Origin of the sequence: Terrabacter sp. NPDC080008 (genome assembly GCF_040702505.1) — a bacterium.
Classification (GTDB): domain Bacteria; phylum Actinomycetota; class Actinomycetes; order Actinomycetales; family Dermatophilaceae; genus Terrabacter.
Map to the genome: position 1 here is coordinate 106135 of NZ_JBFBLC010000004.1, position 23024 is coordinate 129158.

Consider the following 23024-nt stretch of genomic DNA (forward strand, 5'->3'; position numbering starts at 1 on the left):
TCTTGCGTATGCCGGGTCGCTCAGGCCGCCTTGACGGCGAGCACCGGGCAGGTGGCGTCGAGCAGGAGGCGCTGGGCCGTCGAGCCCAGGAGCAGCTTGCCGACCGGGCTGCGGTGGCGGATGCCGATGACGAGCATCCGCGGCGACTCCGTCTCGATGATCCGCAGGAGCGCCTCGGCGGGGTCGGTGCCGTGCTCGATGCGCCGCACCTCGTGGGCCACGCCCGACTCGGCGAGGTCGCCGTCGAGCCGGTCGAGGTCCGAGCCGGCGGCACGGTGGGCGTCGACGAGCTTGTCGTCACGCGACATGTTGATGACGAGGACCGACTCGTCGTGCGACCTGGCCTCGGCGATCGCGGCCGCGAGGGCGGCCTCGCCTTGCGGGGTGGGGATGTAGCCGACGAGGATCGTCATGCCGTCACCTCCTCCTTGAGCTCGGAGACGAGCCCGGAGCCGGGACCACCGTTGCCGCCGCGGGCCGCACGGATGGCGCGGGCGATCAGCGGCCACAGGATGGTCAGGGCGATGATGCCGTAGCAGACCCAGGCGACCGGGCCGCCGAGCAGGCCGCTGACCTCGCCGTGCGAGAGCTGCAGCGAGCGGCGCAGGTGCAGCTCGGCGATCGGGGCCAGGATGACGCCGATGATGAGCGGCAGCACCGGGAAGCCGAAGCGGCGGATCGCGAAGCCGACGAGGCCGATCCCGAGCAGCAGGTAGAGGTCGAAGGCCTGGCCGTTGACCGCCCACGCACCCATCGTCGCGAAGAAGAGGATGCCCGCGTAGAGGTAGGGCCGCGGGATCTGGAGCAGCTTCGCCCACAGCGGCGCCATCGGCAGGTTGAGCAGCAGCAGCAGCGTGTTGCCGACGAAGAGGCTGGCCACGAGCGTCCAGACGAGGACCGGCTCCTTCTCGATGAGCAGCGGACCCGGCTCGAGGCCACGGCCCTGCAGGAACGTGAGGATGATCGCGGCGGTGGCGTTGGTCGGCAGGCCGATGGCGAGCAGCGGCACGAGGGTGCCCGCGGCCGACGCGTTGTTGGCGGCCTCCGGGCCGGCGACGCCCTCGATGGCGCCGTGGCCGAACTCCTCGGGGTGCTTGGTCAGCTTGCGCTCGGCCACGTAGGACAGGAACGTCGGCACCTCGGCGCCGCCGGCGGGGATGGCGCCGAAGGGGAAGCCGAGCGCGGTGCCGCGCAGCCACGGCTTCCACGAGCGCTTCCAGTCCTGGCGGCCCATCCACGGCTGGCCCACGGGGATGACGCCGCCGGCCTTGCGCCGCAGGTGGGCGGCGACCCACAGGGCCTCGCCGACGGCGAAGAGCCCCACCGCGACGACGACGATGTCGATGCCGTCGGCCAGCTGCGGGATGCCGAAGGTCATCCGCTGCTGGCCGGTCACCTTGTCGATGCCGATGATGCCGATGGACAGGCCGACGAGCAGCGAGGCGAAGCCGCGCAGGCGCGAGGAGCCGAGCACCATGCTCGCGCCGACGAAGGCCAGCAGGATGATCGCGAAGTACTCCGGCGAGCCGAGCTGGATCGCGAAGGCGACGACCTGCGGCATGACGAGCACGAGCAGGACGGTGGCGATGGTGCCGGCGACGAAGGAGCCGATGGCGGCGGTGGCGAGCGCCTGGGCGGCGCGTCCGGCCTTGGCCATCTTGTTGCCCTCGAGCGCGGTGACGACCGACGACGACTCGCCCGGGGTGTTGAGCAGGATCGAGGTCGTCGACCCGCCGTACATGCCGCCGTAGAAGATGCCGGCGAACATGATGAGCGCCTGCGTCGTGTCGAGGGTGAAGGTGATCGGCAGCAGCAGGGCCACGGTCATGGCCGGGCCGATGCCGGGGAGCACGCCGACGGCCGTGCCGACGACGACGCCGATGAACGCGAAGAGCAGGTTCAGCGGCGTCATGACGTGCGCGAAGCCGTCGAGGAGGTGGTTGAGGTTGTCCATCAGAGGATTCCTTGGAGGATGCCGGCGGGCAGGTTGACCCCGAGCCCGATGGCGAACGCGTAGAAGGTGCCGAGGGAGATCGCGATCCCCACGAGGAGGCCACGGACGACGTGGCGGTTGCCGAGCGCGTACGCGCAGCCGGTGAAGAGCAGCGTGCCGGCGATGACCCAGCCAAGCGGCTCCATGAGGGCGGCGCTCACGCCGAAGATGACGACGAGCAGGCCGACGGTCTTCCAGTCGGCCTTGGCGCCGAGGTCGACGTCCTCGCCCTCGTCGGCAGCCCCGACCCCACCGCGGTGGATGTCGATGGCGTAGAGCACGGAGGTGACGAGGAGCAGGATGCCCAGGACGGTCGGGATGACCCTCGGGCCGAGCGAGTCGTTGCTGCTCGCCACCGGGGCGAGCGAGGCCGAGTTGACGAGCAGGACGATGCCGAGGCCGGCGAGGGCCGCGCACATGCCGTACTGCGCGCGGTCCCCGCCCTGCTTCTCGACATCCTGGCCCGCGGGCTCGGGGTGCGTGCGGTCAGGTGTCGTGTCCGTCATGTCAGCTGGTCAGCCCGAGACCCTTGAGGATGTCGGCGACGTCCTGGTCCTGCGCCTTGAGGAAGGTGCCGAACTGGTCGCCGGTCTCGAAGGCGTCGGTCCAGCCGCGCTTCTCGAGCTCGGCCTTCCATGCGTCGGAGCCGTGCATCTTGGTCAGCGCGTCGACCCAGACCTGCTTGTCGCCGGCCGAGATCTGCGGCGGGGCGACGATGCCACGCCAGTTGGTGAAGGTGAAGTCGATGCCCGACTCCTTGACGGTGGGCACGTCGGGGAGGGCGTCGATGCGCTTGTCGCTCGTGACGGCGAGGATCCGCACCGAGCCGGACTTGACCTGCTCGAGGAACTCGCCGAACCCGCTGGCGCCGAAGGCGATCTTGTTGCCGAGGACCGCCGGGAGCAGCTCGCCGCCGCCGTCGTAGGAGATGTAGGAGACCTTGGTCGGGTCGATGCCGACCGCCTTGGCCAGCTGCATCGGCAGGAGGTGGTCGGGGCCGCCCGGGCTGGAGCCGCCGCCGACGTTGATCTTCGACGGGTCCTTCTTCCAGGCGTCGACGAGGCTCTTGAGGTCCTTGTACGGCGAGTCCTTGGAGACGACGATCGCGCCGGCCTCCTCGATGAGCTTGGCGATCGGGGTGGTGTCACCGAGGGTGGCCTTCGACTTCTGCGTGTAGGCCGCGCCGACGACGCCGAGGCCCATCTGCATGGCGAGCTTGCCGTTGCCCTTCTCGTTGACGACGCGCTGCAGGCCGACGGTGCCGCCCGCGCCTGGCAGGTTGAAGACCTGCACCGAGTTCGTGACCTTCTGGTTCTCCATGACCTGGGCCACCGTGCGGGCGGTGGTGTCGTAGCCGCCACCGGGGCTGTTGGGGACCATGATCTGCAGGCCCGTCGCGGGGCCGGCGGCGGCGCCGGTGGAGGCGTCGTCCTTCTTGGCGGTAGCGCCGCAGGCCGACAGGGCCAGGGCGCCGGCGGCGGCGAGGGCGACGAACGCGCCGACACGACGGCTGCGGTCGTGACGGGCAGTGGGGTGAGTGCTCATCGTTGAGATCTCTTTCGCGATCTGAGGCTGGACGGGCATGATCGTGCCCGCGTCCCGGAGCGGTGTCGCCGTTGTGTCACCAATGAAGGTTGAGTTCGTTGTGGTCAAGCAGAGCAGGCGCCGGTGGTTCGGCCGGTGGTTCGGCGGGCTGACCCTCACGGGGCAGCTGTTCGCCGTGCAGCTGCTGATTCTCCTCGGCGTCCTCGTGGCGGTCGCGCTCGTCTCGCTGTCCCAGTCGGAGGCCACCTTCACGCGTACCGAGGGCCGTCGGGTGTCGGCGATCGCCGAGCAGCTGGCGGCCACCCCGATCGTGCGCACCGAGATGTCGCCCGGCGGGGTGCCCAACGTGCTGCCGAGCCTCGTCCAGACGATCGTGACGCAGTACAACATCACCTCGATGAGCGTCGCCGACGCCGACGAGGTGGTACGCGTGTCGTCCGACCCGACGCTCGAGCGGGCTCCGATGCCGGTCGGGTCACCCGCGGTGTCCGACGGGGCGAGCTGGACGGGCGTCATGGAGCTCGGCGGCGAACGGATGATCGTCGCGCAGAGCCCGCTGCTCTCGGTGCCCGACCCGAGGGCCGACGAGCCGCAGCTGCCCGTGGGCACCCAGCTCGGGACCGTCATGATCGCCGTGCGTATGCCGTCCGCCTGGGACCGCCTGCTCGGCAACTCCTCGTACCTGCCGACCTACCTCGGCATCGCGCTGCTCCTGGGCGGGGTCGGCTCGTGGCTGCTGGCGCGGCGCATCAAGCGGCAGACGCTCGGGCTCGAGCCGGCGGAGATCACCGGGCTCGCGGAGAGCCGCGAGGCCATGCTCTTCGGCCTGGCCGAGGGGGTGGTCGCACTCGACACCAACGAGCGGATCACGTTGGTGAACAACGTCGCCCAGCGTCTGCTCGACCTTCCCGAGCACGCGGTCGGGATGCGCCTGGACGACCTGCCGATGGGTGACCGGTTGCGGGACGTGCTGCGCGGGGTGGCCGATGAGGGCGAGGCGACGGGCGCTGACGGGTCGGTCGCGGTGCCGCGCGACCAGGTGGTGGTGCGGCGAGGGCGGGTGCTCGTCATGAACCGCATGGAGGTCAGCAAGGACGGCCGGGCGCTCGGCTCGGTGACGACCCTGCGCGACCGCACCGAGCTGGCCGACCTCGAGCGCGAGATCGGCTCGTTCCGCAGCACGACGGAGCTGTTGCGGGCGCAGGCGCACGAGTTCGCCAACCAGCTGCACACGATCAGCGGGCTGATCCAGCTCGAGGAGTACGACGAGGTGGTCGGCTACGTCGACTCGGTCAGCGAGCACCGCGCCCAGCTCGACCTCACGGTCACCCGGCGCATCCGCGACACGGCGGTCACGGCCCTGGTGATGGCCAAGGCGGCGCAGGCGACCGAGCGCCGGGTCGAGCTGCGGGTGTCTGACGACACGTCGCTAGGCCGCATGGGCGCCCGCGACTCGGCGGACGTGGCCGCGGTGGTCGGCAACCTCGTCGACAACGCGATCGACGCGGCCGCGTCGTCGGAGGGCGCGGACAAGTGGGTCGAGCTGTCGATCCGGCAGGACGCCAGCTCGCTCGAGATCAGCGTCGTCGACTCCGGGCCCGGGATCGCGCCGGAGGTCGTCACCGAGGTCTTCACCCACGGCTACACCACCAAGGCGGCCCGCGCCGGCGAGCGCGGCATCGGCTTGGCCCTGACGCGCCTGATCTGCCAACGTCGGGGCGGCGAGGTGGACGTCGAGAACACGCCCACCGGTGCGAAGTTCGTCGCACGCCTCACCGTCGAGGCCGCACCGGTGCTGATGGAGGAGAAGCGATGACCAGCGTTCTCGTCGTCGACGACGACTTCATGGTGGCCCGCATCCACCGGGGCTTCGTCGAGCGGATCGAGGGCTTCGAGGTCGTCGGCTCGGCGCAGACGGGTGAGGAGGCGCTGGCCCTGGTCGGCTCGCTGCAGCCGGACCTCGTGCTGCTCGACCTCTACCTGCCGGACGCGTTCGGGCTCGACGTCGTGACCCGGCTGCGGGCTGCCGGCGAGACGTGCGACGTGCTCGTCATCACCGCCGCCAAGGAGGCCGACGCGGTGCGCGGTGCGGTGCGCCAGGGCGTCGTCGGCTATCTCCTCAAGCCGTTCACCTTCGCCGACCTCGAGCAGCGACTGAGGGCGTATGCCGCCGAGCGGGCTCGCGACCTCGGCGACGACCTCACGCAGGAGCAGATCGACGCCGCCTTCGGGGGGCAGCCGGTCGGGCGCGGCGGGGTCGCGCTGCTGCCGAAGGGGCTGAGCGCCGAGACGGCGGAGGCCGTGCAGGCGGCGCTGCGCGACGCGACGGACACGTTGTCGGCGACGGAATGCGCTGAGGCCGTGGGGATCTCGCGGGTGAGCGCCCGCCGCTACCTCGAGCACTTCGCCGCGTCTGGGCGAGCGGACGTCACGCTGCGCTACGGCGCGACCGGCCGCCCGGAGCGCCGCTACCGCCGCGTCTGACCTGTGGACAGATGAAGCAAACTGCCCACTCGACTTTCAGGAGCGGAGGCACCCACCCACAAACCACGTCGAGTGGGCACTTTCCGTCAGTTGTCCACACCCCGATGCCACGAGTCGGCGCGTCAGGCTGTGGACAGATGCAGCAAAGTGCCCACTCGACTTGGCAGGGAGGAGGGGGCGTGCTCGTCAGCTGGCTTGGGTCTCGGGCTCGTCGTCCACGGCAGGTGCCGTCTGCTCGACGGCCTCGATGGGCTCGACCGGGTGCGGGAGGTGGGTGCCGAAGAGGCGGTCGTGGTAGGTGAGCGGCCGGCCCGTGCCCGCTTCCGCCGCGACCACTGCGCCGATCACGACGACGTGGTCGCCGGCGGGGACCAGCGAGCGCACCTCGAGGCCGATCCACGCATGGACCCGCGGCAGCCGCGGGGCGCCTCCCAGAAGCGTCCAGTCGAGCCCGGCGAAGCGGTCGGCAGCCGCGCGGGCGAAGCGCATCGCCAAGGAGGCCTGCGTCGAGCTCAACACGTTGACGCCCAGGCGTGTGCCGGGCGCGACCAGGGCGAGCAGCCGGCTGGATCGCTGCAGGGCCACGGTCATCAGGGGCGGGTCCATCGAGAGTGAGTCGAACGCCGACACGGTCGTGCCGTGGGGCGTCCCGTCGACGCATGCCGTCACGACCGAGACCGGGGCCGCGACGTGCCGCATCGCCTCCCTGAAGTCGCGCTCCAGCGGGGGCCGTTCGGGGCGGGGGTCAGCCGAGCGTGCCACGGGCCGCTCCCTCCGCCGCGAGTGCCCGCTGGGCGCGCTCCTTGCTCACCTTGGCCCACGGACTCCAGAGGAACCAGGTGGGCAGTGACCGCGTGAGCTGCGGCATCCCGTGCACCTCGATGTCGCCGGCCAGCACCGACTGGCGCCAGCTGCGCACGCCCGAGAACACCTCGGAGAACGTCGCGGTGGTTGCGCTCGCGACGACGTCCGGCTCGAAGCCGGGGTGCTGCACGCAGACCGAGGCGGTGCCGCGGTCGAGCATCAGCCAGATCGTCTCGCCGGCGTCGCGGAAGCGGAACTCGACGACGGTCCGGTGCGGCGGGAACCTGCGCGGCTCGACCCGCTGGTGCATCCACCACATCAGCGTCGTCGGTGGCACCGTGTCCGGCTTGAGGTCCTCGAAGAGCCACTCGATGGCCCAGCGGCTCATCGCGTCGATGACCGACTCGAGGTCGCGGCCGGCATCGGTCAGGCGGTACTCGCGCCCTCGCCCGTTCGGCGACGGCCACGTCTCGACCACGCCGCGACGCTCGAGATGGCGCAGCCGCTGCACGAGCAGGGTCCGCGAGATGCCGGGGAGGGCCCGCGCGATCTCGTTGAAGCGGGTGCTCCCGAGGAGCAGCTCGCGGATGATCAGGGGCGTCCACCGGTCGGCGACGACCTCGGTCGCCATGTTGACCGGGCAGTAGTCGCCGTACTCAGCCATGAGCCCAGTGTCGGACAACGACCGTGACTCCGGGAGTACACAATCTGGACCGTTTCGGTAGCGATCGAGCACTGGAGGCGGCCACCCGCGCGACCGGAGTCTGGGACGCATGACGACACTCACTGCACTCGACCAGTCGGCCGGCTCCACGCATACGTCGGCCTCCCTCCTCACCCGCGCTGCCGAGGTGGCACCCGTCCTCGAGGCGAACGCTGCCCGACACGACGCGGACGGCACGTTCGTCACCGAGTCCTTCGAGGCACTCGGCCGCGCCGGCCTGCTCAAGGCAGCCGTCCCCGCCGAGCTCGGGGGCGACGGCGCCACCATCGCCGAGCTCACCGCGCTGCAGCGCACGCTCGCCCACCACTGCGGCTCGACGGCGCTCGCCAGCTCGATGCACCAGCACGTCACGGCCTTCACCGCGTGGCGTCACCGGCGCGGTCTGCCGGGCGCGGAGGCCACGCTCCGGCGCGTCGCGGACGACGGGATCGTGCTCGTGTCCACCGGCGGCGGCGACTACTCCCACCCGTCCGGGACGGCCCGCCGGGTGGACGGCGGCTTCCGCGTGTCGGGGCGCAAGCGCTTCGTGAGCCAGTCGGCCGTGGGCACGGTCGCCTCGACGATGTTCCGCTACGACGACCCGCAGGAGGGCGAGCGCGTGCTGAACGTCGCCGTGCCGCTCGCCGCTCCCGGCGTCACGGTCGTGTCCACGTGGGACAGTCTCGGGATGCGGGGCACGGCCAGCGACGACCTCGTCTTCGACGACGTCTTCGTCCCCGACGACAAGGTGCTGGCCAAGCGGCCGTACGGGGTCGTGGACGGGCCGCTGCAGGTGATCTCGTGCATCGCCTTCCCGATAGTCTCGGGTGCCTATCTCGGCGTCGCCGAGGCAGCGTATGCCGCCGCGCTGGCTTCCGTGCAGGCGTCGCCGACCAAGCGGGAGAGTGCCGTCGTCCAGCGGCAGCTCGGCTTGATGCGCCACCGGCTCGCGGTCGCGTCGTGGGCGCTCGACGGGGCGCTGGTGGCCGTCGGGGACGACCCCAAACCCGGTGCCGACGCGTACTTCGCGGTGATGGCGGCCAAGCGCGAGGTGGCCGGCGCGGGGATCGAGGTCTGCGACCTGGCGATGGAGGTGGTCGGTGGGTCGGCGTACTACAAGGGGTCGGTGGTCGAGCGGTGCTACCGCGACATCCGGGCGGCGAAGTTCCACCCGCTCGACCCCGAGACGACCCTGGTCGAGACCGGCAAGCACGCCCTGGGACTGCCCGGCGTCCTCGCCTGACGACACGAGGGGTAGATGCCCACTCGACGTCGCACAGTGCCCACCCGACTTCCGAGACGAGACGAGACGAGACGGGCCGGGGCGGGACGGGGCGGGGGCCGCGTGCCGCGCCGCGCCCAACCCCAGTCGAGTGGGCACTTTCCGTCAGTTGTCCACACCCCCCACGCCACGACTCGGCGCTTCAGCCTGTGGACAAATGCAGCAAAGTGCCCACTCGACTTTCGGGGGAGCCGGGGGCGGGCAGCGAGGGGCGGGGCGTGGAGGGCGCGGCGCTCACACCACCACGTCGAGTGGGCACTTTGCGTCGCGTCAGGTCCAGAAGTCGCTGAGCTCCTCCGCGAGGGCACGGCCCTGGGCGTAGCCGCCGCGGGCGGCCGGTGGGCGCGTGGCGGGGTCGAGCGCGTTCGCGTCGAACCCCTCGCCCGCCTCGGCGTCGGGGAAGACCGCCCGCACGCTGCTGCCGGCGGCGCGCAGCTCCGCGACCTGGGTGGCGAGGTCCATGCCCCAGCCGGACGGCATACGCGATCGGCCGCCGAAGGGGGACAGCACGAGGACGCGGTCGTGTCCGGCCGCGAGGTCGGCGTTCTCGCTGCGGCGGTAGCCGCCGTTGAGGTACCGGTTCTCTCCAATGCGGTAGGGGGTCATCGCCGAGGTGCTCGCGGCGACGGCATCGACGAGGTCGACCCCGCTGTCGCGGTCGAAGACGACGGGTTCACCGGTGTGCGCGTCGACGGCCGGGACGAGGACGCGCTGATCCGGCCAGTCGTGCCGGGGCAGGCGTGCTGCGACGACCTCACGCCAGTGGGCGGAGTCCGCACCATCGGACCGGTCTCGTTCGAGGGCAGCCGCGCCCAGCCGGCGGCGCATGTCGGCCGGATCCGTGGCGGAGTCGATGATCGCCTGCGACCACTCGAGGTAGCTCGGTCCGGAGAGGGTTGGCGGGCGGCCGCGGTCGGGCTGCGCCCCACCCGAGCGCGCACGGGGCACCTCTGCGAGGACGGCGGCATACAGCTCGGCGGGGCCTGTCCCGCTCGTGATCTGCGCGGCGACCGTGGAGCCCGCCGACGTCCCGGCGATGAGGTCGGCCCGGATGACGTCGACGCCGGATTCGGCGAGCCCGGCGACGAGTCCGAGCTGCCAGGCGTTGCCGGCTGCTCCGCCGCCGGCGAGGACCAGGGCGCGGGTGGGTGAGGTGGAAGAAGGTGAGGCGTTCACGGGAGACGTCCTTCGCGAGGTGGCTTCTCGGCGCTCCCGGTGGCGGCTACCTCAGCCGCTTGATTGTGGACGGCGGGGAGCGCCCACTGACGATGCTGCGCACATGGGTCTCACCTCCCGGGGATGGGTCACGATCGTGAAGATCCTACAAGCCGAGGCGATCGCGGAATCGACCGTTTGACCCCCAGATGCACTGATGGTCGCTTACCTTCATCAGGTGGACCGGGGGGTACGAGTCGCCGCTCTCGACGGCATTCGAGGCGTAGCCATCCTTCTCGTCCTGCTCGGGCATGTCGTCGGCTTCACTGGCGCCGGTCTCGTGGGCGTGCTGGTGTTCTTCGTGCTGTCGGGATACCTGATCACCTCCGTCATCGTCCGCGGCGTGAACTCGACGGGCCGTCTCGACCTGAAGCGCTTCTATGTTCACCGAGCGCTGAGGCTCCTGCCGGTCCTCCTGCTCGTCATCGCGTTCGTCTTCGCGCTGACACGTCTCCCGGGCAGCGGCGTGGACCTCGGCGACACCGTGACTGGCGCCTGGCAAGGCCTCGCCTACGTTACGGACTTCAGCCTCGCCCTGACCCAGAGCTTCAGCCCACAGCTAGCGCATCTTTGGAGCCTGGCGGTCGAGGAGCACTTCTACCTGGTGTGGCCGCTCGTCATGGGGCTGCTGCTGCGGCGCTCCCAACTCCAACGCAGGCGTGCGTTGGTCATGCTCATCTCGGCCGCGATGCTGATGCGCCTGGCGACGGTCGTGATCGGCCGATCGCTCGGGTGGTTCTTCTACGCGATGCCCACTGTCTGGTTCGAGTGCCTGCTGGCAGGAGGAGCGTTGGCGCTCCTCGAGGGACAGATGCGGCCATTGCGCGGAGGTCGCCCGGGCGCGACCCTGATCGGAACTTTGGCGGCAGCGGTTCTCCTCGGCGCCGCCCTGCACCCATCGACCTACCTGTCCACCTTGACGTATCTCCTCGGCATCCCCGTCCTGGCCCTGGCAACCGTCGGCATCATCTGGGCTGCCCGACAGGCGGAGGCGCGAGCCGTGCGACGGGTGCTGGAGTGGGCACCGCTGCGCTGGTTGGGGGACCGAAGCTACGCGCTCTACCTCTTCAACTCGCCATGCATCCTCGTGAGCACCTCTCTGCTGGGACACAACGCGGGAGCCAGGCTGGCCGGCGGAACGGTCGCTGTCGTGATCAGCATGCTGACGCTGCGGTTCGTCGAACGACCCGCCCTGGGTCTGAAGGCCCGGTTCGACCGGTCCCGCGCAACCCCGAGTTCCGCCGACGTGCTGACGGCCTGAAGCGGCCGGCGCCTGTCGGGCCGAAGGCGTCGCAAAGTGCCCACTCGACGTGAGGGGTGTCGCAAAGTGCCCAATCGACGTGAGGGGTGTCGGAAAGTGCCCACTCGACGTGAGGGGCGTCGCAAAGTGCCCACTCGACTTGGGGAGGGAAAGGGGCGGCCCGCCGACCACAGGGGGAGATCGACGGGCCGCGACTGGGGAGGGCTGGTCAGCCCAGGTGGGCGGCGTCTATCGCCGACTGGAGGCTCTGCTGGTAGGCCTCGCTGGTGTACGTCGCGCCGCTGACGACGTCGATCTGCGCGGACTGCTGGGCGAGCGCCTCCTGCCGCAGGATCGGCGCAGCGCCGGCGCTGATCGACACCGAGGTGCCCGAGCTGTCGGTCAGCTTCAGGGCGTGGACGTTGGTGATCTTCTTGCCCTTGAAGGTGACCTGCACCTGCACCGAGCCGTACTGCGTGTCGACGACGCCGCCGTCGACGGTCCCCGACCGTGGCGGGGCCGAGGCCGCCGAGGTCTTGCCGGAGGATGCCTTGCCCTTCGAGCCGGCCTTCGACCCGCCTGTCGGCTGCGGCGCGGCCACCACCGGTCCGGCGCCCTTGGCGCCGACGATGTGGGCGCCGGCGACGCTCTCGTGCTTCGGGGCGAGGCCGCTGGCCCAGGATGCGCCGACCGTGACCAGGCCGGCGAGGCCGACGACGACACCGGTTGCCTTCCTCACCAGGAGAACCTCTCGTCGTGGATGTGCTGCTTGGGTATGCCGCCCTCCCGCAGGGAGTGGTGCACGAGGTCCATCCAGCGGCCCGGGCCGCAGACGTACGCCTCGTGGCGGGCGAGGTCGGGCACGAGCCCGGCCAGCCGGCGCGCGTCGGATGCCGGTTCGCCGTTGCGCCGCGAGGCCGCGGCCGGCAGCCACGACCCCTCGACGGGCGGCCCGACGAGCAGGAGCAGCCGGTGGCCGCCGACGGCGGCGAGGTGCTCGAGCTCCTGCCTCAGGGGCAGCTCCATCGCCGTGTTCGCGCGGTAGACGACGGTGACGTCGCCGGGTCCGGCGTGGCCGTGGCGGACGAGCTCCTCGAGGATCGACCGGACGGGCGTCACGCCGATGCCGGCGGCGAGGAGCAGCACCCGGCGGCGGACGCGGTTGCGGGCGGTGAACGCGCCGTAGGGGCCCTCGAAGAGCACCCGCGTGCCGGGGCGCAGCGACGCGAGCCGGTTGGAGTGGTCGCCGAGGTCGCGCACCGTGATCCGCAGGCTGCGGCCGTCGGGGGCGCTGGAAAGGGACCACGGGTGGGCGCTGGCGAAGAGGCGCGGGCTGAGGAAGCGCCAGTTGAGGTACTGCCCGGCCCGCACGGGGAGCTGATCGAGGCCCCGCCCGGTCATCCGGACCGACCACACGCCCTGGCTCTCCTCGACGACCTCGCTGACGCGCAGGCCATGGCGCAGGCTGCGGGCGACGGGCACGAGCAGGCGCCACCACACGACGCTGGCGGCCACGATGATGAAGAGGGTCCACCAGTAGTTGCGCACCCAGGCGGAGGCGGTGAAGTCCGAGCCCATCGACAGCTCGTGCGGCACGGCGAGGACGACGGCGGCATACGAGGTCAGGTGCACGACGTGCCACCACTCGTAGGACATCTTCCGGCGGGCGATGCTGACGGACGTCACGGCGACGACGACGAGCAGGGCTGTGGCGCCGAACGCGAAGAGCAGGTCGCTGCCGCCGGCCAGCAGGCGGAAGGTCTCCACGACGGGACCGAACGGCCCGTGCAAAGCGTCGCGGACGGCATACCCGAGGATGATCGCGCCCACGTGGACGAGCACGAGCGGGACCGTGATGCGCCCGAGGACGCGGTGCGCCTTGAGTGCGCGGTCCATCCCGTAGACGCGGTCGACCCACGGCACCCGGGCGGCGAGCAGCAGCTGGATGAGCAGCAGGTCCATGGCGACGAGCCCGGTGAGGCGCCCGACGCCGATGAGCATGGTGCTCTTCGTGCCGGCGACGAGGTCGTGGCTGCCGCCGGCGAGGAAGAACTGGGCCACGACGGCGAGCAGGCTCGCGAGGGCCAGCGTCTCGAGGAGGTCGCCCGTGCGGGCCTGCCAGCGGCGGAAGTCCGCGCCGGCACGCAGGGCTCGACGGACCCGGCTCGGGGTCCCGCGGTGTGGTGCGATGGTGGTGCTCACGTAGACGATCGTCGTGAGGCGATCTCAGAAAGTTATGAGACGGGTCGAGGAGTTTGTCCGCATGAGTGTGCCGATGTTCCGCCCTCGCCTGCTCCTCGTCGAGGACGACCCGGACCTGTCGCAGATGCTCGCCGAGCTGCTCGACGAGGAGGGGTATGCCGTCACGGCCGTTCGCGACGGACAGGCGGGCTTGCACCGTGGCCTGGTCGACGACTGGGACGTGCTCGTCGTGGACCGGGGGCTGCCGGGCATCGAGGGCGTGGACCTCGTGACCCGGCTGCGCTCGCGAGGGCTGTCGGCGCCGGTGCTCTTCCTCACCGCGCGCGGGACGGTCGCCGACCGGGTCGAGGGGCTGGACGCGGGGGCGCAGGACTACGTGGTCAAGCCGTTCGACGTCGAGGAGGTGCTCGCGCGGCTGCGGGCGCTGCTGCGGCCGGTCGGTGGGGCGTCCAACGAGCTGGCGGTCGGTGCACGCCGGCTGCTCGTCGGCGAGCAGCGGGTCGTCGGGGACGGTGACGAGGTGATGCTGTCGGGGCGTGAGGCGCGGCTGCTCGAGACGCTGGCGCGGCGCCCGACCCGGGTCTTCTCGCGGGACGAGCTGCTCGCGGCGGCCTTCGACCACGCCGATACGCTGGGCGCCGTCGACACGTACGTCTACTACCTGAGGCGCAAGCTCGGGAAGTCCGTCGTCGAGACGGTCCACGGGGTCGGCTACCGGCTCGGGGCGTCCTGATGGGCGTGTCTCGGTCGAGATCGGCTGTGGCGGAGCGTGATCCGCTGCGCCAGGCGTCGCGCTCGGTTGCGATCCGGGTGGGGGCGACGACGGCGCTCGTCGTGCTCGTGGCGATCATCGGGGCGGCGATCCTCTTCGACCGACAGCAGCTGGCGGAGGTGCGGGGACGCACCGAGACGACCGCCCGCACCGCCGACGACGTCATCGACGCCCCACCGGGCACGTGGCTGGCGAAGCTGGCGGCCGGGGCGCACGAGGTGACGCGGTCGATGCCTGCGGGCTTGGCGGCGGCCGTTGTCGCGACGCCGTCGGACGTGTCGGGGGCGACGAGCTATGAGGCGGACGGGCGCTCCTGGCCCGCATGGGTGGATCGGCGTGCGGACGGCGCGTACGTCGCGGTCTACGACATCCGGCTGCACTCCGGCGAGGAGCAGCGGCTGCTCGTCTCGACGGCCGTGGCCGGTGGCCTCGGCGTGCTGCTGGCGGCGCTGACCGGGCTGCTCGCGGGGCGCCGGGCGGTCAAGCCGCTCGGTGAGGCGATGGAGCTGCAGCGCCAGTTCGTCGCCGACGCCTCGCACGAGCTGCGCACGCCGCTGGCCGTCATCAGCACCCGCGCGCAGCTGTTGCGCCGGCACGTCGCGGCGGACGTGCGGTCCCACGACGGTGACCCGGCCGCCGCCCGCCGGCTCGCGGAGGTCGACCAGCTCGTCCACGACACCCAGACGATGGCCGACGTCGTGTCCGACCTGCTGCTCTCGGCCCAGCTCGAGCACGTTGACAAGGTCGCCGAACGCGTGGTTGTCGCCCGGCTGGCGTCCGAGGTCGTGACCTCCCTGACGCCGTATGCCGCCGAACGCGGGGTCACCCTCGTCGACGAGCCGGAGGCCTCGGGTGCGGGCTCGGCCGCCGGGTGCGTCGTCGACGGTGTGGCGCCTAGTCTGCGGCGGTCGGTGCTGGCGCTCGTCGACAACGCGATCGCCCACTCGGAGAAGGGCTCTCGCGTGGAGGTCCGGGTGTGGGACGAGGACGGCCTGGTGCGGGTCGACGTCGTCGACCACGGGCCCGGCGTCGACGTCGAGGACCTCGAGCGGCTCACCCGCCGGTTCTCCCGGGGAGACGGCGCGACGGGCGGACGGCGCGTCGGGCTGGGGCTGGCCCTGGTGACCCAGATCGTGCGCTCGCACGGCGGGCGGCTCGAGGTGAGCGAGACCCCCGGGGGAGGGGCGACCTTCACCCTGGTCATCCCGGCTGCCGCGTCGTCGAACTGACGTGCCGGGACGGCGAACGGGCGCACCACCTGGTGGTGGTGCGCCCGTCCGGGTCCTACCGGTTCGTGCTTCCTAGATCACCGGAGGCCGATGTTGACGTAGTACGTCTGGCCGTCGTCGAGCGTGACTCCCACTCGCCAGTAGCTGCCGGCCTGCGCCTTGTCGGTCTTCCAGTTGTACTGGTACTGCGTGCCGTCCCAGGTGTAGGTCCCGCCGGTGCTCCCCGTTGCGGTGTAGGCCGCCTCGTTGACCGCCGCTGCCGTGCTGCTGCCCTTGACCGGGGTCAACCACTGCGGGGCGGCGTTGGTCTGGACGACCTGACCCGCGGCGTTCTTGACCTGGAACTTCATCGGGATCGTCTGGCCGGCGTTGAACACGCTGGTCGACACGCCCGTCTGGTGCGCGGTGTCGTTGACCGGCTGAAGGAACAGCGGGCCGTTGCCGGTGCCGTTGCCGTAGCCGTAGATCACCTTGTAGGTGACCGTGGCGGTGCCCACGTTTCCGGCCTTGTCGGTCGCGGTCGCGGTGTAGGTGAACGTGCCCACGCCGTTGGCCGTGCCGCCAGTCAGCTTACCGGTCGCCGGGGCGGCCAGGCCGCTGGTGGCGTCCTTGGCCGAGGCCGAGGCGGCCGGGACCGCACCGAGCGTGTACGTCTTGCCGTCCGCGATGCCGCCGATGGTGACGACGGGCGCGACGGTGTCGACGTTGATCCCACCGACGGTGGCCGTCGCGGTGTTGCCGGCGTTGTCGACGGCGGTGCCGGTGACGCTGTTGGCGCCCTCGGCCGACGCCGTGGCGTCGGGCTGGCAGGTAGCGATGCCGCTGACCGCGTCGTCACACGTGAAGTGGACGGTGACTGCGCTGTTGTACCAACCCGCGGCGTTCGGCTTCGTCGTCGCAGCACCGGTGATGGTCGGCTTCGACTTGTCGACGAGGACCGCCAGGGTGTGGGCCGTCTCTGCGTTGCCAGCCTTGTCGACGCTCCAGTAGGCCACCTGGTGGGTGCCCTCGCTGGAGACGGTGACCGACGAGCCGGACTGCGCGGCCCCGCCGTCGACCGTGTAGAAGGTGGCCTCGACGCCCGACAGGCCGTCGGTCGCTGCCAGGTTCACGGTGACGTCCGAGCTCTGCCAGCCGCTGGGGGCGGTGGCGCTGGTGCGCGGCGCCGTGCGGTCGATCTTGATGCCCTTGACGGTGGCACCCGTGGTGTTGCCGGCCTTGTCGCTGACCGACGCACCCGCCGAGAGGTTGTCGCCCTCACCGGTGATGGTGCTGTTGGCGGGGGTGGTGCCGTCGATGCCCGAGAGGGCGTCGGCCGCCGTCCACTTCACAGTGACGTCGCCGTTGTACCAGCCGTTGCCGTTCGGCGCCGTGGTGGCAGCACCGCTCAGCGTGGGGGCGGTCTCGTCGACGTTGATGCCACCGATGGTGAACAGGTCACTCACGTTGCCCGCCGCGTCGGTGGCGGTGCCGCCGGCGCTCTGGCCCTTCCCCTCGTGCAACGTCGTGGACGCAGGGCAGGAGATGAGCCCCGAGAGCCCCTTCTGGTCGGCGCAGGTGAACGTCGCGGTGACGTCGGAGTTGAACCAGCCGTTGGGGTTGGCCGTGGCCGACAGGCCGCCGGTCACGGTCGGCTTGGTCTCGTCCACGTTGACCGTGGTCTCGTCCGTCGCCGTGTTGCCGGCCTTGTCGGTCGCGGTGCCCTGGACCTTCTGTGCGCCGCCCTCGCCCTTGGTGACGGGAGCGGTGCAGCTGGCGATGCCGGAGCCGCTGTCGGTGCAGGTGAAGGTGACGGTCACGTCGCTGTTGTTCCAGCCGGCGTCATTGGCCTTCGGCGACTGCGAGTGGCTGATGCCGGGGGCCGTCTTGTCGATCTTCACCTCGATGTTCTTCTGGGCCTCGGTGTTGCCGGCCTTGTCGACGCTCCACACCTGGAGGTGGTGGACGCCGTCGGAGTCGATCGTGACGGAGGTGCCGTCGGCGACCGGGTCGTTGTCCAGCTGGTAGTGCGTAACCGCGACACCGGACAGGTTGTCGGTGGGCGTGAGCGTCACCGTGACCGCACTGTTGCTCCAGTCGGAGACGTCGGAGACCGCGGTGCTGGGAGGGGTCCGGTCGATCTTGACCGGGGCGCTCGTGGCCGAGGACCCGTTGCCGGCCAGGTCGGTGACCGAGGCGCCGGCTGTCAGGGCTTTGCCCTCACCGGTGATCGTGCTGTCAGCCGGGGCGGCCCCGTCGATGCCCGACAGGTTGTCACCCGCGGTCCAATGGATGGTGACGTCGCCGTTGTACCAGCCGGCCGGGTTGGGGTCGGTGGTCGGCGCCCCGCTCAGGGTCGGAGCCGTCTCGTCGACGTTGATCGGGCCCACCGTGGCGTCCTGGCTGTTGCCGGCCGCGTCCGTGGCGGTGCCCTTCGCCGACTGGGCCTTGCCCTCACCCAGGGTCACGGGGGAGGAGCAGCTGGCGACTCCCGAAAGCGCGTCCCCGCAGGTGAAGCCGACGGTGACGTTCCCGGCGTACCAGTTGTTGCCGTTCGGGTCGCGGTCGGCCTTGCCGGAGATGGTCGGCTTGGCCGTGTCGATGCTGACCGTGGCGTTGTCGACCTGGGTGTTGCCCGCGTTGTCCACGGCGGTGCCGGGCACCGCCTGGTCCTGGCCGTCGGTCGAGACCTGGGCGTCGGGCGGGCAGCTGCCCACTCCCGAGAGGGCGTCGGTGCACTTGTACGAGACCGTGACCGGCGTGTTGTTCCAGCCCTTGGCGTTCGGCGCCGGCGTGACCGTGTGGCCGATCGTCGGGTTGGTCAGGTCGATCTTGACCGTCGCGGTCTTCGCCGTCTCGGTGTTGCCGGCCTTGTCGACGCTCCAGTACTTCAGGGTGTGGACCCCTTCGGTGTTGATCGTCAGCGAGCTGCCCTTCTGCGGGTCCCCGCTGTCCACCGTGTAGTACGTGGCGGCGACGCCCGAGAGCCCGTCCTTCGCGGCCAAACTCACCGTGACGGCGCTGTTGTTCCAGCCAGTCGGCGCGTTGGCGCCGGTGACGGGAGCCGTGCGGTCGATGTTGACCGCAGCGCTGTCGGCGGTGAAGGTGTTGTCGGCCTTGTCGGCCACCGTGGCCGTGGCCGTGAGGCCGGTGCCCTCGCCCGTGATGGTGCTGTCGGCGGGAGTGGAGGCAACGCCCGAACGGTCGTCGCCGGCAGTCCAGCCGATGGTGACGTCGCCGTTGTACCAGCCGTTGCCGTTGGCCGCGGTGGTCGGCTTGCCGCTCAGTGTCGGTGCCGTCTCGTCGACGTTGATGCCACCGACCGTCGTGCTGGCCGAGTTGCCGGCCACATCGACAGCAGTGCCCTCGAGAGACTGGTTGGTGCCCTCGCCGAACGTCTTGTCAGCCGTGACAGAGGCGATGCCGGACAAAGAGTCGGCGCCGTCGAAGTGGACCGTGACGTCGGTGTTGTTCCAGCCGTTGGCGTTTACGCCCGGCGTGCGGCTGCCGGTGATCGTCGGCTTGGTCTTGTCGAGGTTGACGGTGACGGGGTCCGTTGCCGAGTTGCCGGCGTTGTCGGTTGCCGTGCCGATGACCTTCTGCCCGGTGACCTCCTGGGTGACGGTCTGGGGGTCGGTGCAGCTCTTGACCCCGGACAGACCGGGCTGGTCGGCGCACGTGAAGGTGACCGTCACGTCGGCGTTGTTCCAGCCGGCCGCATTCGCCTTGGGCGAGAGCGAGTGGGTGATGGTCGGAGCGGTCTTGTCGATCTTGACCGTGGCGACCTTCCACGCCTCGACGTTGCCTGCCTTGTCGGCGGAGCGGTAGGAGACCGTGTGGGTGCCCTCGGTCGTGAGCTGCACCGTGTTCCCGGCCTGCTCGGACCCGTTGTCGACGGTGTAGACGGTGTAGACGACGCCCGAGAGTCCGTCGGACGCCTCGAGGTTGAGCGTCAGGCCGTTGTTGACCCAACCGTCGGGCGCGTCGGCCGTCGTGAGCGGGGCGGTCTTGTCGATGTTGACCGGCTCGCTCGTCGACGACGTGGTGTTGCCGGCCTTGTCCGAGATCGACGCCGAGACGGTCTGTCCCTTGCCCTCCCCCGAGATGACCGCGTCGGCGGGCTTGTCACCCGCGAGGCCCGACAGGGCGTCGTCGGCCGACCAGGTCTCGGTGACGTCGGTGTTGTACCAGCCGTTCGCGTTCGGGCTGGTGGTGGGAGCGGCGCTCAGGTTCGGCGCGGTCTTGTCGATGTTGATCCCGCTGACCGTTGTGTTGCCGGAGTTACCGGCGTTGTCGGTCGCCGTGCCCGTGACGCTCTGGTCTGCGCCCTCGGTGAGGTGCTGGGGAGCGGTCACGGTGTCGATGCCGGAGAGGCTGTCCTTGGCGGCGAAGGAGACAGTGACGTCGTCCTTGTACCAGCCGGCGGGGTTCGCCGCCCGGTCCGTGGCGCCGGTGATGGTCGGAGCGGTCTTGTCGATGTTGACCGTGGTGCTCGCGTTGGTGCTGTTGCCGGCGTTGTCGGTCGCCGTGCCCTTGACCTGCTGCGCCTTGCCCTCGGTGGAGACGGTCACCGGCGGGGTGCAGTCCTTGAGGCCCGAGAGGGTCGTCTGGTCGGCGCAGGCGAAGCTGACGGCGACGTCGGTGTTGTTCCAGCCGTTGGCGTTCTGCGCGGGGGACTGGCTCGGCGTGATGCTGGGGGACGACAGGTCCACCTTGACGGTGAAGGTCTGGCCGTCCTCCTTGTTTCCCGCCGCGTCCACCGACCAGTAGCTGACGGTGTGCACGCCCTCCGTGCCGAGGGTGACGCTGTTGCCCTTGGTCGGGGTCGTCGCGCCGTCGACGGCGTAGTAGGTGCTGTCGATGTCAGACAGGTTGTCGACGGCCTTGAGGCCCACGGTGACCGGTGCGTTGACCCAGCTGGACGGCACGCCCGAGGCGGTCGTCGAGGGGGCGGTGCGGTCGATCTTGATGTCACCGACCGTGGCGGTGGCGGTGTTGCCGGCCTTGTCGCTCACCGAGGCGGAGGCAGAGAGGCTGCTGCCCTCGCCCGTGACGACGGAGTCGGCCGGGCAAGCCACGGCCCCGGAGAGGTTGTCGTCGCAGGTCCAGTGGATCGTGACGTCACCGGTGAACCAGCCGTTGGCGTTCGGCGTGCCGACGATCGTGCCGATGATGGTCGGCGCGGTCTCGTCGACGTTGACCGACGGGGTGGTCACCGATGCGCTGTTGCCCGCCGCGTCGATCGCGGTGGCGGTGGCCGTCTGGTTCGCGCCCTCACCGAAGGTGTGCGCCTTGTCCTGGGTCTTCACGCCCGACAGGGCGTCGGAGGCGGTGAACGTCGCGGTGACGTCGCTGTTGTACCAGCCGTTGGTGTTCGGCTTCGGCAGCGCGTCGACCGTGACGACCGGCTTGGTCTTGTCGATGCTGACGGCGGCCGGGTCAGTGGCGGCGTTGCCAGCCTTGTCCGTCACGGTGCCGGTGACTGCCTGAGCCTTGCCCTCGGTCGTGACGGTCTGCGGACCGGTGCAGCTTGCCACGCCCGAGAGAGCGTCGAAGCAGCTGAACGTGACGGTGACGTCGGTGTTGTTCCAGCCGTCGCTGTTGGCGGCAGGCTTCTGGGTGTGGCCGATCGTCGGGGACGTCTTGTCGATGCCGAACGAGACGGTGTGCGACTTCTCGACGTTGCCGGCGTTGTCGACGCTCCAGAACTCGAGGGTGTGGTTGCCCTCGGCCGTCACCGGGATGCTGGTGCCGGTCTGCTGGGTGCCTCCGTCGAGCTTGTAGTACGTCTTGCCGACGCCGGAGAGGGCGTCGCTCGCGACGAGGGTGAGCGTGACGTCGCTCTTGTTCCAAGCCGGCGGTGCACTCACCGCGGTCACCGGCGCCGTGCGGTCGATCTTCACCGGAGCGCTCTGGGCGTTGGTGGAGTTGCCCGCCTTGTCCGTGGCAGTGGCGCTTGCCGTGAGGCCCTGACCCTCGCCGGTGATCGTGCTGTTGGCCGGGTTCGACGTGCCGGACAGCCCGTCGGTGGCGGTCCAGGCCACGGTGACGTCGCCGTTGTACCAGCCGTTGACCGGGTCAGTCGTCGGCTTGCCCGACAGGGTCGGGGCGACCTGGTCGATGTTGATGCCGCCCACTGTCGCGCTGGCAGTGTTGTCGGCGTTGTCGGTGACATTGCCAGTGACCGACTGGTTCGCGCCGTCAGTCTTGAGAGTCACGGGGGACGCCGAAGTCTTCGTGGCGTTTACTCCGGACAGCTTGTCGTCGGTGGCGAACGAGACCGTGACCGGAGTGTTGTTCCAGCCGTTGGCGTTCGGGACTGGAGTGCGCGAGCCCGTGATGGTGGGCGCCGTCTTGTCGAGGTTCACGGTCACGGAAGCGGTGCCCGTGTTGCCGACGTTGTCGATGACCGTCGTGGTCTTGGTGACGGTGCCGTCTGAGGTCACCGTGTCGGTAATGGGGTTCACGGACGCAAATCCCGACCCCGGGATCTGGTTGCCCTTGGAGTCGGTGCCGGCGGGGTCAGATCCGCTCCACGCGATGCTGACGTTGCTCTTGTTCCACCCCGCCGCGTTGGGGGCAGGGCTCAGGAGACCGGTAGCCGTAGGAGCGGTGTTGTCGAGCGTGTAGGAAGCCGAGGTCGACGGCATCCCGTTGCTGTTGCCGATGCACTTGCTCTGGTTGTCGTTCCAGCCGGAGTAGTAGTCGACGTTCGCCTGCTGCACGCCGTCGCCGCTACCGACGGTGAAGGCCTGGGTGTACGTGGGCCCCTTTACGTCGATGGGCTTCGCGAAGACGTTTCCTGACAGGTGCAGGCATGCCGCCCCGGAGGGACCGGCCGCGGTCAGGGTGACCGTCTGGCCCTGACGGGCGAAGACGCTGCTGCCTGACGTGTAGGTCCCGGCGCCGCCGGTGAATGAGGCCGACGTGACTGGCCCCGCCGCGTACGCGTGAACGCTGGCCCCGGTGGCCAGCATCGTGATGGTGGCCGCCGAGGCAGCCAGAAGCCTTCTTCCAGGCATGGATGGGTCCTCCCCCTACGTGGTCGACACTCTCGCCCCCGCGAGTCGACGTGAATGAAATTAAGTGCTCAGTCAGGCCGTTGTCCGGCGAATCAGGATTCGTCGCGCCGCCATTCCTGTCGAACGGATTGCTTTGTCCGTTTTGACCGTTTGATGCTCTTCGTTGCTTCTTTCACAGCGTCAACTGCACCAGGGCGGAGCCGAGTGTCGCTGTCGCCGCGAGGGTCAGCTCTGTCGCGCCGATCAGGACGAAGGGCCCCTCCTGGCGACCCGTGGCCGGGTCGACCGACATGCACAGCTGTGCGTGCAGGCCGTCCGCCACGGGTAGCGGCTCACCCACGTGGAGCCAGTCCTCCTCGCCCTGCTGTGCGCCGTGGTCCGTGATGCACCACCGGGGGCAGGCGGAGCCGGAGTCGCCTCCCGATGAAGCCCCCCGGACATCCGACTCCGCCATGTCACCTCCCAGTGAATTCCTCGGACATCACCCGTCGATGTCCCTCCTCACGGCGAGTGAGCGGCCGAGTGTCCTCCCGAAGAAAAGCCTAGGAAGGGTC

The 23024-nt window shown here is 70.4% G+C and carries 17 protein-coding genes; 6 read left to right on the plus strand and 11 right to left on the minus strand.

What is annotated here, in order from left to right:
* Nucleotides 1–20 precede the first annotated feature (20 nt).
* Genes AB0316_RS13025 through AB0316_RS13040 form a run of 4 tightly spaced genes read right to left on the minus strand, consistent with a single transcriptional unit; the run spans nt 21 to nt 3538 of the window.
* Nucleotides 21–413 carry a universal stress protein gene (locus AB0316_RS13025; RefSeq protein WP_366273440.1) on the minus strand — a complete coding sequence of 131 codons (393 nt, stop codon included), beginning with the start codon at nt 411–413 and terminating at the stop codon, nt 21–23.
* The gene (locus AB0316_RS13030; RefSeq protein WP_366273441.1) at nt 410–1954 is read right to left on the minus strand and encodes a tripartite tricarboxylate transporter permease; all 1545 of its coding nucleotides are present in this window, start codon (nt 1952–1954) and stop codon (nt 410–412) included. The genes AB0316_RS13025 and AB0316_RS13030 overlap by 4 nt, the downstream gene beginning before the upstream one ends.
* Complete coding sequence (locus AB0316_RS13035) at nt 1954–2499, minus strand: tripartite tricarboxylate transporter TctB family protein (RefSeq protein WP_366273442.1); 546 nt, start codon at nt 2497–2499, stop codon at nt 1954–1956. Before AB0316_RS13035 ends, AB0316_RS13030 begins: the two co-directional genes overlap by 1 nt.
* A 1-nt stretch (nt 2500) precedes the next feature.
* Nucleotides 2501–3538 (minus strand): tripartite tricarboxylate transporter substrate binding protein, encoded by a 1038-nt coding sequence (locus AB0316_RS13040; protein ID WP_366273443.1) that lies wholly within the window; start codon nt 3536–3538, stop codon nt 2501–2503.
* An 82-nt stretch (nt 3539–3620) separates the two neighbouring features.
* Between AB0316_RS13040 and AB0316_RS13045 the strand changes: the two genes are divergently transcribed.
* The gene (locus AB0316_RS13045) at nt 3621–5354 is read left to right on the plus strand and encodes an ATP-binding protein (protein ID WP_366273444.1); all 1734 of its coding nucleotides are present in this window, start codon (nt 3621–3623) and stop codon (nt 5352–5354) included.
* Nucleotides 5351–6022, plus strand: coding sequence for a response regulator (locus AB0316_RS13050; RefSeq protein WP_366273445.1), 672 nt, complete (start codon nt 5351–5353; stop codon nt 6020–6022). Before AB0316_RS13045 ends, AB0316_RS13050 begins: the two co-directional genes overlap by 4 nt.
* 186 nt (nt 6023–6208) lie before the next feature.
* Here the strand turns inward: AB0316_RS13050 and AB0316_RS13055 are convergent, their stop codons facing one another.
* Nucleotides 6209–6784, minus strand: coding sequence for a flavin reductase family protein (locus AB0316_RS13055; protein WP_366273446.1), 576 nt, complete (start codon nt 6782–6784; stop codon nt 6209–6211).
* On the minus strand, nt 6768–7490 hold the full coding sequence (locus AB0316_RS13060) for a helix-turn-helix domain-containing protein (protein WP_366273447.1): 723 nt from the start codon (nt 7488–7490) through the stop codon (nt 6768–6770). Before AB0316_RS13060 ends, AB0316_RS13055 begins: the two co-directional genes overlap by 17 nt.
* A gap of 109 nt (nt 7491–7599) precedes the next feature.
* Here AB0316_RS13060 and AB0316_RS13065 point away from each other — a divergent pair, with 109 nt between their 5' ends.
* Entirely contained in the window at nt 7600–8772 is a 1173-nt protein-coding gene (locus AB0316_RS13065; protein WP_366273448.1) for an acyl-CoA dehydrogenase family protein, read from the plus strand.
* 309 nt (nt 8773–9081) lie between these two features.
* Here the strand turns inward: AB0316_RS13065 and AB0316_RS13070 are convergent, their stop codons facing one another.
* Nucleotides 9082–9987, minus strand: coding sequence for a patatin-like phospholipase family protein (locus tag AB0316_RS13070; RefSeq protein WP_366273449.1), 906 nt, complete (start codon nt 9985–9987; stop codon nt 9082–9084).
* Nucleotides 9988–10183: 196 nt separating this feature from the next.
* On the opposite strand from AB0316_RS13070, the gene AB0316_RS13075 reads away from it, so the two are divergent.
* Nucleotides 10184–11287, plus strand: a complete 1104-nt coding sequence (locus tag AB0316_RS13075; protein ID WP_366273450.1) for an acyltransferase — start codon at nt 10184–10186, stop codon at nt 11285–11287.
* Between the two features lie 208 nt (nt 11288–11495).
* Here the strand turns inward: AB0316_RS13075 and AB0316_RS13080 are convergent, their stop codons facing one another.
* Together AB0316_RS13080 and AB0316_RS13085 are read right to left on the minus strand one after the other, a co-directional pair.
* Nucleotides 11496–12005: an FMN-binding protein gene (locus tag AB0316_RS13080; protein ID WP_366273451.1), complete on the minus strand. Its 510-nt coding sequence runs from the start codon at nt 12003–12005 to the stop codon at nt 11496–11498.
* The gene (locus AB0316_RS13085) at nt 12002–13468 is read right to left on the minus strand and encodes a ferredoxin reductase family protein (RefSeq protein ID WP_366273452.1); all 1467 of its coding nucleotides are present in this window, start codon (nt 13466–13468) and stop codon (nt 12002–12004) included. Before AB0316_RS13085 ends, AB0316_RS13080 begins: the two co-directional genes overlap by 4 nt.
* 61 nt (nt 13469–13529) lie before the next feature.
* On the opposite strand from AB0316_RS13085, the gene AB0316_RS13090 reads away from it, so the two are divergent.
* Complete coding sequence (locus AB0316_RS13090) at nt 13530–14201, plus strand: response regulator transcription factor (protein ID WP_366273453.1); 672 nt, start codon at nt 13530–13532, stop codon at nt 14199–14201.
* Between the two features lie 26 nt (nt 14202–14227).
* A complete protein-coding gene (locus tag AB0316_RS13095) occupies nt 14228–15469 on the plus strand; it encodes a HAMP domain-containing sensor histidine kinase (RefSeq protein ID WP_366273454.1) in 1242 nt (413 codons plus the stop codon).
* Between the two features lie 77 nt (nt 15470–15546).
* Here AB0316_RS13095 and AB0316_RS13100 read toward each other — a convergent pair whose 3' ends face one another.
* Both AB0316_RS13100 and AB0316_RS13105 read right to left on the minus strand, forming a co-directional pair.
* Nucleotides 15547–22470: a PxKF domain-containing protein gene (locus tag AB0316_RS13100; RefSeq protein WP_366273455.1), complete on the minus strand. Its 6924-nt coding sequence runs from the start codon at nt 22468–22470 to the stop codon at nt 15547–15549.
* A gap of 172 nt (nt 22471–22642) precedes the next feature.
* A complete protein-coding gene (locus tag AB0316_RS13105; RefSeq protein WP_366273456.1) occupies nt 22643–22924 on the minus strand; it encodes a hypothetical protein in 282 nt (93 codons plus the stop codon).
* Between the last annotated feature and the right edge of the window lie 100 nt (nt 22925–23024).